Origin of the sequence: Kitasatospora sp. NPDC059648, from assembly GCF_042734825.1 — a bacterium.
Lineage (GTDB): Bacteria > Actinomycetota > Actinomycetes > Streptomycetales > Streptomycetaceae > Kitasatospora.
On sequence record NZ_JBHWDU010000012.1, the window covers coordinates 23,445 to 38,072 of the forward strand.

General features: G+C 75.9%; 13 protein-coding genes. 11 read left to right on the plus strand and 2 right to left on the minus strand.

Features of this window, described 5'->3' with window-relative positions; genetic code table 11:
- Nucleotides 1–57: 57 nt before the first annotated feature.
- The 6 genes from ACFV1W_RS10315 (at nt 58) to ACFV1W_RS10340 (ending at nt 5,488) form a co-directional block, all read left to right on the plus strand.
- Complete coding sequence (locus tag ACFV1W_RS10315; RefSeq protein WP_380414943.1) at nt 58–1,449, plus strand: D-alanyl-D-alanine carboxypeptidase family protein; 1,392 nt, start codon at nt 58–60, stop codon at nt 1,447–1,449.
- A 48-nt stretch (nt 1,450–1,497) separates the two neighbouring features.
- A complete protein-coding gene (locus tag ACFV1W_RS10320) occupies nt 1,498–1,911 on the plus strand; it encodes a PPOX class F420-dependent oxidoreductase (RefSeq protein WP_380414945.1) in 414 nt (137 codons plus the stop codon).
- Between the two features lie 39 nt (nt 1,912–1,950).
- A complete protein-coding gene (locus ACFV1W_RS10325; RefSeq protein ID WP_380414947.1) occupies nt 1,951–2,355 on the plus strand; it encodes an NTP pyrophosphohydrolase in 405 nt (134 codons plus the stop codon).
- 147 nt (nt 2,356–2,502) lie between these two features.
- On the plus strand, nt 2,503–2,664 hold the full coding sequence (locus ACFV1W_RS10330; protein ID WP_380414949.1) for a hypothetical protein: 162 nt from the start codon (nt 2,503–2,505) through the stop codon (nt 2,662–2,664).
- Entirely contained in the window at nt 2,661–4,934 is a 2,274-nt protein-coding gene (locus tag ACFV1W_RS10335) for a heavy metal translocating P-type ATPase (protein ID WP_380414951.1), read from the plus strand. The genes ACFV1W_RS10330 and ACFV1W_RS10335 overlap by 4 nt, the downstream gene beginning before the upstream one ends.
- Entirely contained in the window at nt 4,931–5,488 is a 558-nt protein-coding gene (locus ACFV1W_RS10340) for a copper chaperone PCu(A)C (protein ID WP_380414953.1), read from the plus strand. The genes ACFV1W_RS10335 and ACFV1W_RS10340 overlap by 4 nt, the downstream gene beginning before the upstream one ends.
- 53 nt (nt 5,489–5,541) lie before the next feature.
- On the opposite strand, the gene ACFV1W_RS10345 is transcribed toward ACFV1W_RS10340, so the two are convergent.
- Nucleotides 5,542–6,399, minus strand: coding sequence for a universal stress protein (locus ACFV1W_RS10345; protein ID WP_380414955.1), 858 nt, complete (start codon nt 6,397–6,399; stop codon nt 5,542–5,544).
- Between the two features lie 375 nt (nt 6,400–6,774).
- Here ACFV1W_RS10345 and ACFV1W_RS10350 point away from each other — a divergent pair, with 375 nt between their 5' ends.
- The gene (locus ACFV1W_RS10350) at nt 6,775–8,478 is read left to right on the plus strand and encodes a GAF domain-containing protein (RefSeq protein WP_380415121.1); all 1,704 of its coding nucleotides are present in this window, start codon (nt 6,775–6,777) and stop codon (nt 8,476–8,478) included.
- A gap of 172 nt (nt 8,479–8,650) precedes the next feature.
- On the opposite strand, the gene ACFV1W_RS10355 is transcribed toward ACFV1W_RS10350, so the two are convergent.
- Nucleotides 8,651–9,382, minus strand: coding sequence for a class I SAM-dependent methyltransferase (locus ACFV1W_RS10355; protein ID WP_380414957.1), 732 nt, complete (start codon nt 9,380–9,382; stop codon nt 8,651–8,653).
- Nucleotides 9,383–9,655: 273 nt separating this feature from the next.
- Here ACFV1W_RS10355 and ACFV1W_RS10360 point away from each other — a divergent pair, with 273 nt between their 5' ends.
- From ACFV1W_RS10360 to ACFV1W_RS10375, 4 genes are all read left to right on the plus strand, one after another.
- Complete coding sequence (locus ACFV1W_RS10360) at nt 9,656–11,200, plus strand: AMP-binding protein (RefSeq protein ID WP_380414959.1); 1,545 nt, start codon at nt 9,656–9,658, stop codon at nt 11,198–11,200.
- Entirely contained in the window at nt 11,190–11,432 is a 243-nt protein-coding gene (locus tag ACFV1W_RS10365; protein ID WP_380414961.1) for an acyl carrier protein, read from the plus strand. Before ACFV1W_RS10360 ends, ACFV1W_RS10365 begins: the two co-directional genes overlap by 11 nt.
- The gene (locus ACFV1W_RS10370) at nt 11,429–12,772 is read left to right on the plus strand and encodes a flavin monoamine oxidase family protein (protein WP_380414963.1); all 1,344 of its coding nucleotides are present in this window, start codon (nt 11,429–11,431) and stop codon (nt 12,770–12,772) included. The genes ACFV1W_RS10365 and ACFV1W_RS10370 overlap by 4 nt, the downstream gene beginning before the upstream one ends.
- 144 nt (nt 12,773–12,916) lie before the next feature.
- Nucleotides 12,917–14,623, plus strand: a complete 1,707-nt coding sequence (locus tag ACFV1W_RS10375; protein ID WP_380414965.1) for a class I adenylate-forming enzyme family protein — start codon at nt 12,917–12,919, stop codon at nt 14,621–14,623.
- The last annotated feature ends 5 nt before the right edge of the window (nt 14,624–14,628 follow it).

Sequence of the window (14,628 nt, forward strand, 5' to 3'; positions counted from 1 at the left end):
GGCTCGGACGGAGCAGCAGGCACGGCGGCCCGGCGGCGGCGCCGGTACGTTCGCCGTGTGCAGCAGAAGCGTCAGCAGAAGTCACCGTCCGTCACCACGATCGCGGTCGCCTCCGCCGCCTCCGCCCTGGTGCTCGCCGCGGGCGCCCCGGCGGCCCTCGCCCAGGACACCGGCTCCTCCACCGTCGGCGGCGAGCGGCTGGGCCGCTCGGACGTCCAGGTCGCGCCGTTGGCCGGCGCCCCCGCCCTGCCCCGCGAACTGACCGGCCGCTCCTGGCTGGTCGCCGACGCCGGCACCGGCGAGGTGCTCGCCGCCCGCAACGCCCACCTGCCGATGCCCCCGGCCAGCACCCTCAAGATGCTGTTCGCGGACACCGTGCTGCCCAAGTTCGACCGCTCGCTGGAACACCAGGTCACCCCGGCCGAACTCGCCGACCTCGGCGTCGGCAGCAGTCTGGTCGGCGTCAAGGAGAACCTCCCGTACCGGGTCGAGGACCTCTGGCGGGGCGTCTTCCTCAGCTCCGGCAACGATGCCGTGCACGTCCTCGCGCACATGAACGGCGGCGTCTCGCAGACCGTCAGCGAGATGCAGGCCCGCGCCCGGGCGCTCCAGGCCAAGGACACCAAGGTGGCGTCCCCCGACGGCTACGACATGGACGGCCAGGTCTCCTCCGCGTACGACCTCACCCTGTTCGCCCGCGCCGGCCTGCGCAACGCCGACTTCCGCTCCTACTGCTCCACCCGCACCGCGCGCTTCCCCGGGGGCCTGGACAAGACCACCGGCCAGCGCACCACCTTCGACATCGCCAACACCGACCGGCTGCTCGGCAAGTACCCGGGGCTGATCGGCGTCAAGAACGGCTACACCACCAACGCGGGCGCCACCTTCACCGGCGCCGCCGAGCGCGGCGGCCGCATCCTCCTGGTGACGGTGATGCACCCCGAGGCCCAGGGCAGGGTGTACGACGAGGCCGCCAGCCTGCTCGACTGGGGCTTCGCGGCCGCGGGCAAGGTGGAGCCGGTCGGGCAGCTGGTCGAGGACCTCGCCCCGCAGGCCACCGCCGGCGCCACGGGCGGGGCCTCGGGCAGCCCGTCCAGCGGTGCGCCGCGGGCCGCCGGGAACGGCGAGGCCGACCTGCCGCCCTGGTCCCGCACGCCCGTCCTCCACGGCGGCCCCGGCCTGGCACCCGCGCTGTGGTCGGGAGCCGTCCTCGCCACCGGACTCGCCGCCTGGGGCACCGCCCGCACCATCAGCCGCCGCCGCGCCTCGGCCGCCGCCGCGTCCGCCGGTCCTGCCGCGTCCGCCGTCCCGACGGCGCCGATGCTCGTCGGCGGTCCCACCGGCGTGGGAGTGATGGGCATCGGCTCCACCGGGGTCGGCAGCCGCACCCACCGGCGGCACTTCCGCCGCGCCCGCGCCCTGCTGCGCCGCCGCACCCACCGGGGCTGACCTGCGGCGGCGCCCGCGGAGCCGGGCCCAGGGCCTAGACTTCCGGCCATGACCACGCCCGACCCCGCCGCCTCGGACCGGCTCGCCCGGATCGTCAGCCTCTCCGCCGGCAGCTACCTGCTCGTCACCACGTACAAGAAGGACGGCACCCCGGTGCCGACCCCGGTGTGGGTGGTCCGCGACGGGGAGGCCCTCGGCGTCTGGACCGTCACGGACTCCTGGAAGGTCAAGCGGATCCGCAACCGCGCCGACGTCCTGGTCGGACCCTGCGACGTCAAGGGCAGGCCGACCGGGGAGCAGTACCCCGCCACCGCCGAGATCCTCGGCCCCGAGCGCACCGCCGCCTACCGCACCCTGCTGCGGCAGAAGTACGGCCTGCTCGGCGTGCTCACCCTGCTCGGCAGCCGGCTGCGCCGCGGCGAGCGCGGCACCGTCGGCGTCCGGATCACCCTGGCGGACTGACCGCCCCGGAGGCCGCTCGCCGTGGCAGGCTTGGCAGCCATGGAACAGTACGAGGCCGCACCGCCGCTCCTGCTGGTGGTGGACGGCGCGAACGTGGTCGGCTCGGTGCCCGACGGCTGGTGGCGCGACCGGCGCGGCGCCGCGGAGCGCCTGCGGGACTCCCTGGTCATGGTCGCCGAGCGGGGGCTGCCGGAGCATCCCGGCCCGCTGGAGGTGGTGCTGGTGGTCGAGGGCGCGGCCCGGGGTGTCACCGGTGTGCCCGAGGTCCGGGTGGTGCCGGCGGACGGCAGCGGGGACGACCGGATCGTGGAACTGGTCCGCGAGGCCCGCGCCGGACAACCGGCGCGGGCCTGCCTGGTGGTCACCGCCGATCGCGAACTGCGCTCCCGCGCAACGGCTTTGGGAGCCGGCGTCACCGGCCCCCGGAGCGTCCGCGGTCAGTGATCCTGGGAAGCCGCCGTGCACCGCTGGACCGACCGGTCCGAGGTTGGTGACGCCCGGGACGGAAGCGGCTCCGGACGGTGCGGGAACCAACCGCTCCGGTCGTCCGACTGGTGGGGGGTGAGTGCGAAATCGCCGGGTGTCCGGCCGTTGAGTGTGCTGGCGGGGTTCGCCCTGCTGCTGGTGGTGGTGTTCGTGGTGGCGTACGAGGCGGGGCGGCAGGCCGGGCCGGTGGCTCCGGGGCTGACGCCGAGCCGGGGCGGCGGGGCGTCACCCGGGGCCGGTGGGCACGACATGGGCGGGATGCGGTGAGCCCGGTCGCGGGGGCGGACTCCGAGTCGCTGGTGTCCACCGATCTGGCCGTCGGCGGGATGACCTGTGCGGCGTGCGTGGGCCGGGTCGAGAAGCGGTTGGGCCGGATCGACGGGGTGACGGCCGGGGTGAACCTGGCGACCGGGCGGGCCCGGGTGCTGCATCCGGCCGGGGTGTCCGTCGAGGAGCTGGTCACGGCGGTCGAACGGGCGGGCTACACGGCCGAGTTGGCCTCGGCCGAGGCGCCCGGCGGTCCGGCGCAGGAGGAGCCGGACGAGCGCCGGCGACTGCTGGTCACCGCCCTGCTGGCCGTCCCGGTGCTGGTGCTGTCGATGGTGCCCGCGCTGCAGTTCACCGCCTGGCAGTGGACGTGCTTCGCACTGGCCGTCCCGGTGGTGACCTGGGGTTCGGCGGGCTTCCACCTGCGGGCCCTGCGGGGGCTGCGGCATGCCGCCGCGACCATGGACTCCTTGGTCAGCCTGGGTGTCGTCGCCTCCTTCGGCTGGTCGGCGTACGCGCTGTTCCTGGGCGGGGCGGGGCAGTTGGGCATGCGGATGCCCTTCTCGCTGACCGCCGACGGCGGCGGCGCGGCGCACGTGTACCTGGAGGCGGCGGTCGGCGTCCCGCTGTTCGTACTCGCCGGGCGGCGGCTGGAGGGGCGGGTGCGGCGCCGCAGCGGATCCGCTCTGCGGACGCTCGCCGAGCTGGGCGCCAAGCAGGTGTGCGTCCGGGCGAAGGACGGCGAGGAGCGCCTGATTCCGATCGAACTTCTGCTGCCCGGGCAGGAGTTCGTCGTACGGCCGGGGGAACGGGTGGCCACCGACGGGGTGGTGGTCGAAGGGGGTTCGGCGCTCGACCAGAGCCTGCTGACCGGGGAGAGCGTGCCGGTCGAGGTCGGCCCCGGGGACCGGGTGGCCGGGGCGACGGTGAACGTCGGCGGGGCGCTGGTGGTCCGGGCCACGGCCGTCGGCGCGGACACCCAACTGGCCCGGATCACCGCACTGGTGGCCGACGCCCAGGCCGGCAAGGCCCGGGCGCAGCGGCTGGCGGACGCCGTCGCCGGGGTGTTCGTGCCCTGTGTGCTGACGGTGGCGGTGTGCGTGCTGGGCTTCTGGCTGGGGGCGGGCGCGGCCCCGCAGGCGGCGGTGACGGCGGCGGTCGCCGTGCTGGTGGTGGCCTGCCCGTGCGCGCTGGGCCTGGCCACCCCGACGGCGCTGCTCGCCGCGACCGGCCGGGGCGCCGAGCTGGGCGTGCTGGTGCGCGGCCCGGAGGTGCTGGAGAGCCTGCGCCGGGTGGACACCGTGGTGGTGGACAAGACCGGCACGCTGACCACCGGCCGGATGGAGCTGGCGGCGGCGACGGTCGCCGACGGCTCCCCCGGGTTCACCGAGCGGGAGGTGCTGCGGCTGGCCGGCGCGGTCGAGCACCGCTCGGAGCACCCGATCGGACGGGCCGTCGCGGCGGCCGCCCGGGAGCGGTGCGGGGCGCTGCCGCCGGTGGACGGCTTCGCGGCGACCACCGGGCTCGGGGTGTCCGGCACGGTCGAGGGCCGCTCGGTCCGGGTCGTCCGGCCCGATGGCGCCGCCACCGCCGCCGCACTGCCGCCCGAGCTGGCCCGGGCCGTCACGGCGGCCGGGGACGCGGGACGCACCGCCGTACTGGTGGAGCTGGACGGACGGCCGGCAGCCGTGCTGGCCGTCGGCGACACCCTGCGCTCGGGCAGCTGGCGAGCCCTCCACCGGCTGCGCGGGATGGGGCTGGAGACCGTCCTGCTGACCGGCGACGGCCCGGGCGCCGCGCGGGCCGTCGCCACCGAGCTGGGCGTCGAGCGGGTGCACGCCTCGGCCTCGCCCGAGCGCAAGGCCGAGGTGGTGGCCGAACTGCGGGCCGCCGGACGGACGGTCGCGGTGGTCGGCGACGGCGTCAACGACGCGGTCGCGCTGGCTTCGGCCGACCTCGGGGTGGCCCTGGCCTCCGGCAGCGACGCCGCGATCGGCGCGGCCGGACTGACCCTGGTGCGCGGCGAGATCGAGGCGGTGGTGGACGCGGTGCGTCTCGCCCGGCAGACCCTGGCCACCATCCGGGCCAACCTGCTCTGGGCCTTCGGCTACAACCTGGTGCTGATCCCGCTGGCGGCCGTCGGGCTGCTGAACCCGATGCTGGCGGCGGTCGCGATGTCGCTCAGCTCGCTGCTGGTGGTGGGCAACAGTCTGCGGCTGCGCACCTGGGAACCGGGGCGCGGGCAGCGGCGGACGGGGGGCCGACGATGAGGGCGCGCGAACGGTTCAACGCGGCGCAGTGGTTCAACGCGGCGCAACGGTTCAAGACGGCCGAGCGGCTCAAGGCGGCCGAGCGGCTCAAGGCGGCGGGCCCGCCGGTCGGCGCGGCGGCGCTGGCGCTGGCCCTGCTCACCGGCTGGACGGCCGTCGGCGGCGCCGGGGCTCCGCGCGCGGTGGTGGCCGACGACGGCTGGATGCTGCTGCCGGCGGCGGGCGCGGCCTCGGCCACCGCGGCGTTCTTCACGATCCGCAACCCGGGCGACATCCCCGACGAACTGACCGGTGCCAGTTGGGAGTTCGGCGGGCCGATCACTCCGAAGCGGCACCTGCACCAGGGTGCGGCGGGCCGCTGGGAGCCGGTCCCCGCCCTGCCCGTCCCCGGCGGGGGCGAACTGGCGATGTCCCCCGAGGACGCCGATCTGATGATCGCCGCCCCTCCCCCGCTGAAGCCGGGCCAGCGGGTGGGCTTCACCCTCACCTTCCGGCACAGCCCGCCGCTGCGGCTGACCGCCACGGTCCTGCCGCCGGGCGAGCGCCCGCGCTGACCCCGACGGCCCGGCGGGCGGGGAGCGGGCCCCCGACCGCCGGGCCGTGCGCGTCAGTCGTGCGGGACGACCGCGACCGGCGCCTCGGCGTGGTGCAGCGCCGCGTGCGCGACCCGGCCGAGGCGCGCGCCGAGCTCGATCGAGCGGTGGCGCCGACCGACCACCACCAGGGCGGCCCCGGCGGAGGCCTGGACCAGTCCGCGGGCGGCGCCCAGCCGGACGTCCTCGACCACCTCCAGCGCCGGGTGCTGCTCGCGCTGCCCGGCCAGGGCGAGCGTCAGCAGCTTCGCCTCCAACGCCTCCAACTGCTCGACCTCCTCGGGCGGTACGGCCCCGCCCGCGTAGCCGAACAGCGGCGGCAGGTCCCAGCCGTGCACCGCCCGGACCCGGGCGCCGCGCAGGGCCGCCTCGCGGAAGGCGAAGGCGAGCACCGCCTCCTCGGGGCTGTGGGCGTCCACGCCGACCACCACCTCACCGGAGGGCTCGGACCCCTGCCCGGTGTCCCGCACCACGACCACGGGCGCGTCGCTGCGCCCGGCCACCGCCATTCCGACCGAGCCGAGCAGCAGCCCGGTGAAGCCGCCGCGCCCGCGCGAGCCGACTACCAGCAGGTCCGCCTCTGCGGCGGCCGACACCAGCCCGTCCACCGGGGCGTCCAGCACCGCGTCGGTGCGGACGGTCAGGTCCGGGTGCAGTTCGCGCACCGCGTCGGCGGCCTCGGCCAGGATGCGCTGGGCGGCGGCCGGCAGGTCGTCGGGCTCGGCGAAGGTGGACACCCCGTCCGTCAGCCACGGCCAGGCGTGCACCAGCCGCAGCGCCGCCCCGCGGCGTCGCGCCTCCTCGGCGGCCCACTGGGCGGCGGCGGTGCTCGCCGGCGAGCCGTCGATCCCGGCCACCACGGTTGACGTCATCAGAGTTCCTCCTACTGCCTCGGCGCCGGGAACGGCGCGCGCTGACGCCCCGTCCGCCCTGTTCCCACCCTGCCGTCCGCCGACGGCCCGCCACCAGGGGCCGCAAGCCCCCTTCCCGCGGGACGAAGGACCCGACGGCCGGAACACTACGGGCGACCCCGGCCTCCACCCCGGCGACACCCGGGCACTACCGTGTGGACACGACGTTCCCGCTAGTCGGACGGCGCCCGAGTCGGCGTGGACGGTCGAAGCGACGGCGGTCGAAGCGACGGCGGTCGGGGCGAGGACGGGTCCGGGCGGGAACGAGCGCGGGCGAGAACGAGGAGGACAGCGGTGGGCGGAGCGGACGGCAGCGCGGCGGGCGGCGGCGCGCGGATGCCCCGGCTGCGCCTGGACGAACTGCTGGAGGAGCTCCAGTGGCGGATCGACGCGGCGCGCGGCACCCAGAACCGGGTGCACAACCTGCTGGAGGCGGTGCTCGCGGTCGGCCGTGAGCTGGACCTCGCGCAGGCGCTGCACCGGATCGTCGAGGCCGCCGTCGACCTGGTGGACGCCCGCTACGGCGCGCTGGGCGTGATCGGCCCGGACGGGCACAGCCTCTCGCAGTTCCTGACGGTCGGTCTGTCCGACGAGGAGATGGCGGAGATCGGCGCGCCGCCCGCCGGCCGGGGCATCCTCGGCGAGCTGATCCGCCACCCGCGGCCGCTGCGCTGCCCGGTCCTGTCCGACCATCCGGCCTCGGTCGGCTTCCCGCCCAACCACCCGCCGATGCACACCTTCCTGGGGGTGCCGGTGCGGGTGCACGGCGAGGTGTTCGGCAACCTCTACCTGACCGACAAGCGCGGCGGGCTGGACTTCGACGAGGACGACGAGGCGGTGATCGCCACCCTGGCCGTCGCGGCCGGGGTCGCGATCGACAACGCCCGGCTGTACGAGGAGGCGCAGCTGCGCCAGCGCTGGCTGCGGGCGAGCACCGAGATCACCCGCAGCCTGCTGTCCGGCGCGCCGCGCCTGGACGTGGTCGAGCTGATCGCCCGCCGGGCCCGGGAGATCGCCGGTGCCGAGCTGGCGGACGTCTCGGTGGCGCTGGCCGGCCCGGAGGAGCGGGCCGAGGAACTGGCGGTGGAGGTCGCGCTCGGCGCCGAGCCCTCGGCCCGGCTCGGAGTGACGGTGCCGGTGGACGGCACGCTCTCCGGCGCCGCGTACGCCTCCGGTTCGCCGGTGACCAGCGACGAACTGGCCTGCGACGCACGCTTCGCGGCCGGTCCGGCGGGCCGCTTCGACGGGCTGGGCCCGGCCGTCGCGGTGCCGCTGGGCACCGGCACCGGATACGGGCGCGGCGTGCTGCTGCTCGCCCGGGCGCAGGGTGCGGCCGCGTTCGGCCCGGAGGAGACCGGACCGCTGCTGGGCTTCGCCGACCAGGCGGCGCTCGCCCTGGAGCTGGCCGAACGGCGGCGCGACGCCGAGCAGTTGAACCTGCTGGAGGACCGCGACCGGATCGCCCGGGACCTCCACGACCTGGCCATCCAGCGGCTGTTCGCCACCGGGATGACCCTGCAGAGCGCGGCCCGGCTGATCGACAGCCCGGCCGCCGCCGACCGGGTCGCCCGCGCGGTGGCGGACCTGGACGAGACCATCAAGATCATCCGCTCGACCATCTTCGGCCTGCGCGCCCACAGCGAACCCGACCGCGGCCTGCGCGCCCGCGCCACCCGGGTCGTCACCGAGGCCCAGGGCCCCCTCGGCCTCGCGCCCCGACTGAGCATGGAGGGCCTGCTCGACACCGACGTCCCGCAGGAACTCGCCGAGCACGTGGTCGCCGTCCTGGCGGAGGCGCTCAGCAACGCCGCCCGGCACGCCCGCGCCACCCGGGTCGAGGTGACCCTGCGCGCCCTGGCCGGCCGGGTGGTGCTCAGCGTCGCGGACGACGGGGTCGGCATCCCCGAGAGCGGCCGGCGCAGCGGGCTGCGCAACCTCGCCGAGCGCGCCGAACGGGTCGGCGGGGCCCTCACCCTCGGCCCGGCGGACGGCGAGGGCGGCGGCACCCGCCTGGTGTGGGAGGCGCCGCTCGGGTCGTGACGCGGTCGCGCCCGGTCGCGAACGGCCCGCCCCGCACGTGGGGACTCCGCCGCGGCCTCGGGCCGCACGGCGCCGCCCGGCGTGGAGGAACCGCCCGTGCAGGGAGTCGAAGCGGCCACGGTCTCCGGGACGGCACGGAGCCGGCCACCTCGCTCGAAGCGGTGGCCCCCCGTCAGCCCCGGAAGGCCAGCAGGCGGTAGCGCGGATCGGGGCGCGGGGCGTCCTGGTCGGGGAGGGCAGCGAGTGCCCGTACTGCGGTGGCCGCGTCGGCGGTGGCCCGGCACCAGGGGATGCGCCCCTTGGCGACGGCCTCCCGCCACGCGCGCGGGCTGCGGCCCTGGCCGAGGCCGGGGAACTCCGCCCCGGCCGCCGGGCGCAGTCCGAGGGCGGCAGCCTGGGCGGTCAGCCGGGCGGCGCCGTCCGCCGCCTGCGGGGCGTGCCGGCGGCGCAGGGCTGCCATGGCCTCGGCGAGGTCGCTCGGGGCGGTGAAGTACGCGTCTTCCTTGTCCACGGTGGTGATCAGCACCCCGCCCGGGCGCAGCACCCGCCGGGCTTCCGCGAGGACGGGCGCGGCGTCCGGCAGCAGGTGGAGCAGCCAGACCATCGCCACGGCGTCCACGGTGCCGGTGCGCAGCGGGAGCCGGGTCGCGTCCGCGCGGAGGACGGCGCCGGGCAGGCGCCGCGCCGCGAGGCGCAGCATCGCGGGCGCGCGGTCGATCCCGAGGACGGTGCGGCCCGGGCGGAGCAGGTGCGCCGTGACGATGCCGGTGCCGCAGGCGACGTCCAGCACCGTCCGCCCGTCGGGCGGCAGCAGCCGTTCGACGGCCCGGGCGGCGGCTTCCGCTCGGGGTTCGCCACCGCGGGTGGTGTCGTAGTGCCGCGCCTCCGCGTCGTAGTCGAGCATCCGTCCTCCCCGTTCCGACGCGTAGTCAAGCGAACCGCACGCCGGTCGGGCAAGTGGTCCGCACGCATCCGTCCGCCTCCACCGCCGTCGCCTCGGAACGGGCCGGGCGCACCGTACCTACCCGAACGAAGCGACCGGCGGTGAGCAGTTCACACTTCCACCACGGACCCTTGGAAGAACACCCTCAACATCCATTGTCGCCACGCATGTTCGAAGGTAGAGTCGCCGTTCGCCGAGCACGGATGAGCAGTTCTCAGCGCATTTGGGGCGGGCATGTCAATTATTCACGGTTCCCTTCGGGTCGCCCCCGACCTACTTGACGTGTTCAGTGATATCGCACGTCGAAATCCCCGTCGTCCGGCGATCGTCCACAACGGACGCGCCCTGAGCTACCGCCGGCTCCTGGAGTCGGCGAACGCCCTGGCCGGAAGCCTCGGCCCGGATCCCGGCACGGTCGCCGTGCCGGCCGCCCACGCACCGGAAACGGTGGTCGCGCTTCTCGGCGTGCTGACCGCCGGGGGCACCTATTGCCCCGTCGATCCGGTATTCCCGGCGGCCCGCCGACACGCCATGGCGGCGGCCGCGCAGTGCCGCGCCGCGGTGTCCGGAAGCTCCGGAGACCTCCTCCAACTCGACACCCGATTAGTGGAGTTACCGAAACCCGAGGAAATCCCGGGAGACCCCCCGGTGCACCCGCTCCGGACGGGCCCGGAACAACCGGCCTACATTCTCTTCACGTCGGGTTCGACCGGGCAGCCGAAACCCGTCGTGACACCCCGCCGGGCCGTCGCGGCCACCGCCCACGCGCTGGGCGGGCTGTTCGGGCTCACCCCCGAGGACCGGGTGCTCCAGTTCGCCTCGCTCAACTGGGACACCTGCTTCGAGGAGATCCTCCCGACCCTCACCACGGGCGCGACCCTGGTGATGGACCGGGACGCGCACAGCGGCTCCTTCCCCCGGTTCCTGCGGCTGGTCGAGCGCGAGCGGATCACGGTGCTGGACCTGCCCACCGCCTTCTGGCACGAACTGGTCCACCACCTGGTCGACTCCGGAGACCGGCTCCCCTCCTGCCTGCGCCTGCTGGTGATCGGCGGGGAACCGGCCGGGCCCGCCCGGCTGGCCGACTGGTCCCGGCTGCCGACCGGCGGGGTCCGGCTGCTGAACACCTACGGCTGCACCGAGACCACCCAGATCACCCATGCCGTGGACCTGGCCGGCCCGCTGGCCCCCGGGCCGGCCTGGGACGGCACCACCCGCGCACCGATCGGCCGCGCCCTGCCGCACGTCGTCGAACGCCTCGACGAGCGCGGCGAGTTGCTGATCGGCGGTCCGGCCCTCGCGCTCGGCTACCTCGGCCTGCCCGAGGCGACCGCGGCCCGGTTCGTCACCCTGGACGACGGGCGGTTCTTCCGCACCGGCGACCGGATGAGCCGCGACCCGGACGGACTGCTCACCCACCAGGGCCGCCTGGACGGCGAGTTGAAGGTCCGCGGCATCCGGGTCGACCCGGCCGAGGTCGAGGCGCACCTCACCGGCCATCCGGACGTCACCGCGGCCGCCGTCGCCGGCGCCACCGCGGCCGGCCGCACCACCCTGGTCGCGTACGTGGTGGCGCGCCCGCAGGCCCCGGCCGGGCGGCTGGACCACGAACTGCTGTCCTACCTGCGGGCCCGGGTCCCCGGCCACCTGGTGCCGGGCCGGATCACCCTGGTGCCCCGGCTGGTGCACACCCCGAGCGGCAAGGTCGACCGGGCCGGCTGCCACCTGCGCTACGCGGGCTCCCCCGACGGATCCAAGGAGACCTCCCTTGAGCACTGACTTCACCACACCCGCCACCACCGACGCCCTGGTGGCCGTCTTCCGGCGCGTCCTGGAGGACGAGGACGTCACCGCCGACTCCGACTTCTTCGACCTCGGCGGCGACTCCCTGCTCGCCACCCGGGTACTGAGCGCCGTCGCCCGCGCCCACGGCGTCGAGCTGGCTTTCGACGACTTCCTGCTCGCCCCCACCCCGGCACGCCTGGCACGGCGCATCGCGGCCGCCGCATGAACGAGGAGCACAGACGCACCGCGGTCGTGGTCGGCGCGGGCCTCGCCGGGCTCACCGCCGCGACCGGGCTGACGGCCCACGGCTTCGCCGTCACCGTACTGGAGGCCCGGGACCGGGTCGGCGGACGCACCCGCGGCATCGAGGCCGTGCCCGGCGTCCGGGTCGACGCGGGCGCCGCCTACCTGGGCGACAAGCACACCGAACTCGGCGCGCTGTTGGCGCACTCGGGGCTGAGGAAGGCGCCCACCACGATGCTCGGCGCCAGCCGCTTCGCCCTCCACGCCGACTCCGCGCAGCCGGTCACCCGGGACGGCCGGTTCCCGCCGCTCAACGCCGTCGCCCTCGGCGACCTGTTCGAGCGGCTGGCCGAACTCACCGAAGCCGTACGTCCGGAGGCACCCTGGCTCACCCCGGACGCCGCCAAGCTCGACACCCTGACCGCCGCCGAGTGGGCCGAGCAGCACCTCACCCACCCGGACGCCGCGCTCTTCTTCCCGCTCTTCCTGGGCGAGATGTGCGCCGCCGACCCGGCCGACATCTCCGTCCTCCACCTCGCCTTCTACCTGCGCTCCGGCGGCGGCCTGCGCTACCTCAACGCCTTCGCCGGGGGCGCCCAGCAGGACCGGATCGACGGCGGCGCCCACCTGCTGTGCGAGCGGCTGGCCGAACGGCTGGGCCCCCGGGTGCGGCTGGGTGAGGCCGTCCGGGCCGTCCACCAGGACGACGGGGAGGTGACCGTGCACAGCGACCGGGGCTCGCACCGGGCGGAGGTCGCGGTGCTGGCGCTGCCCCCGCTGCTCGCCGACGCGATCGCCTACCGCCCCGCCCTGCCGACGCCGCGCGCCGAGGAGCGCACCGTGCCCGGCTGCGCGGTCAAGGTCCACCTGGTCTACCCGGCCCCGCTCTGGCGCGACCACGGCCTGTCCGGCTGGTCGGTCAACGCCCGGGGGCCGCTGCTCTCCACCGTGGACGACTCCCCCGAGGGCGGGATCGGTGTGCTGACCGGCTTCGTCACCGGCCGCGAGACCCACCGCTTCGCCGCGCTCAGCCCCGGGGAGCAGCGCGCCGAGGCCCTCGGCCAGGCCGCCCGGCTGTTCCCGATGCTCCCCGAGCCGATCGGGTTCCATGTCACCGACTGGCTCAACGACCCCTACAGCAAGGGCTGTTACGCCGCACTGCTGGGGCCTGGCGACTGGACCAGGATCGGTCCGACGCTCACCGAGCCGCACGGGCGGGTGCACTGGGCCGGCACCGAGACCAGCACCGAGTTCTTCGGCCTGATGGAGGGCGCGGTCCGCTCCGGCCACCGGGTGGTCGCCGAGATCCTCGCCCGCGGCTGACCCGACCGGCCCCGGCCCGAGCCCCGGGCCGTACCCCCTCCCCCGCCCGCGCCGTCCCCCCGCGGGCACCACACCCCCCTCACCGCTCCCCGGGCGCCGGTCCCACGAGGACCCGCGCCCGGCACCCCACGTCCGGAGGCCGCCATGAGCGATCAGAGTCCCGTCGCGCCCCTCGCCGCCAGGCAGCGGCTGATGACCGAGCCCACCCTCGGGGCCGGCAACTTCCTCGACCACGCGGTCGCGGCAAACCCGCACCGCTCCGTCCCGTTCGTCTTCACCCACCGCACCGACCACCACGGCGAGGTGGTGCTGCGCGGCCACAGCCTGCTCGACCTGGTCGCCCTGCGCGACCGCTACGCCGCCTGGTACCACGCCAACGGGGTGCGCCCCGGCGAGCCGGTCGCCGTCGTGGTCGGCGAGGGCCTGGAGCCGCTGCTGCACTTCCTGGCGCTCACCTCGCTCGGCGCCGTCCCCGCGCTGGTCAACGACGCGCTGCGGCACGAGGTGCTGGTGCGCTACCTGGACCACGTCGGCGTGGTCGGCGTGGTCGCCGACGACACCACCCGGCTGGCCGCCGCCTACCGCGCCGACCCGCAGCGGCGCCCGCGCTTCCTCGCTCTCGCCGCCGAGGTGCGTGCCTTCGACGCCGCCTCCGTCGCCCTGCCCGCCGGCCACCCGTACCGGCACTCCGCCGACGACGTGGTGGCGCTGATCCACTCCTCGGGCACCACCGGCACCCCCAAGTCGACCATGCTGGCGCACCGCGGCTTCTGGGACGGCAAGCAGCCCCGCATGGTGCGCTTCCCCGCCGAGCCGTACGACCGGCTGATGTCGCTGATGCCGCACACCCACGCCGGCGGTCTGAGCTACTTCCTCACCGCCGTCCTGCTCGGGCTGCCGACCGTGGTGATGTCGGACTGGCGGCGCGTCGTCGTGGAACCGGTGATGGAGGCCTTCCAGCCGACCATGGTCGCCTCCTTCCCGCGCACCTTCGTCGAACTGGCCACCGGGGAGCTGCCGGTGCGCGGCGCGGCCCGGGTGCACTCCTGGTTCAACACCGGCGACAGCGCCCACCACGGGCACGTCCGCCGGCTGGTCACCCTCGGCGAGCGGCCCGCCGGACTGATCCGCCCCTGGCTGCTGCCGCGGCAGCGGTCCGAGGAACCCGCCCTGCCCGGTTCGCAGTTCATCGACGGCCTGGGCTCCTCGGAGATGGGCATGGCCCTGTTCGGGCAGGTCACCACACCGGAGAGCGAGCGCGACGACCGCTGCGTCGGCAAGCCGCTGGAGGTCGTCCGCCGGGCCGCCGTGCTGGACCACGACGGCAACGAACTCCCTGACGGTACCGCCGGGTTGCTGGCCGTGGACGCCCCCTCGCTGACCCCGGGCTACTGGAACGACGAGCGGCTGACCGCCGGCTTCGAGCTGGCCGGCTACTGGCTCACCGGCGACGTCGCCCGCCGCGACGCCGACGGCCGCTTCCACCACCTCGACCGCACGGTGGACGTCATCGACACCGCCGACGGCCCGGTCTACAGCCTGCCGGTCGAGGAGGTGCTGCTCGCCGACTGCGCCGACCTCGTCCGGGACTGCGCCGTGGTCGGCGTCCCGGCGGGCCCCGGTGCCGCCCAACTGCCCATCGCCGTGGTCCAGTTGCAAGCCGAAGCCCAGGACAGAGCGGCCGAGGACGTACGGGCCGCGGCCAACCGTGCGCTGGCCGGGGCGGGCCTGGCCGCCCTCGCCGCCGTCCGCATCGCCCGCACCCCGGAGGACTTCCCGCTCGGGCCCACCGGCAAGGTGCTCAAGCGCGAACTGCGCACCCGCCACGCCGACCTCCTCACCGGCCAGTAGACGCC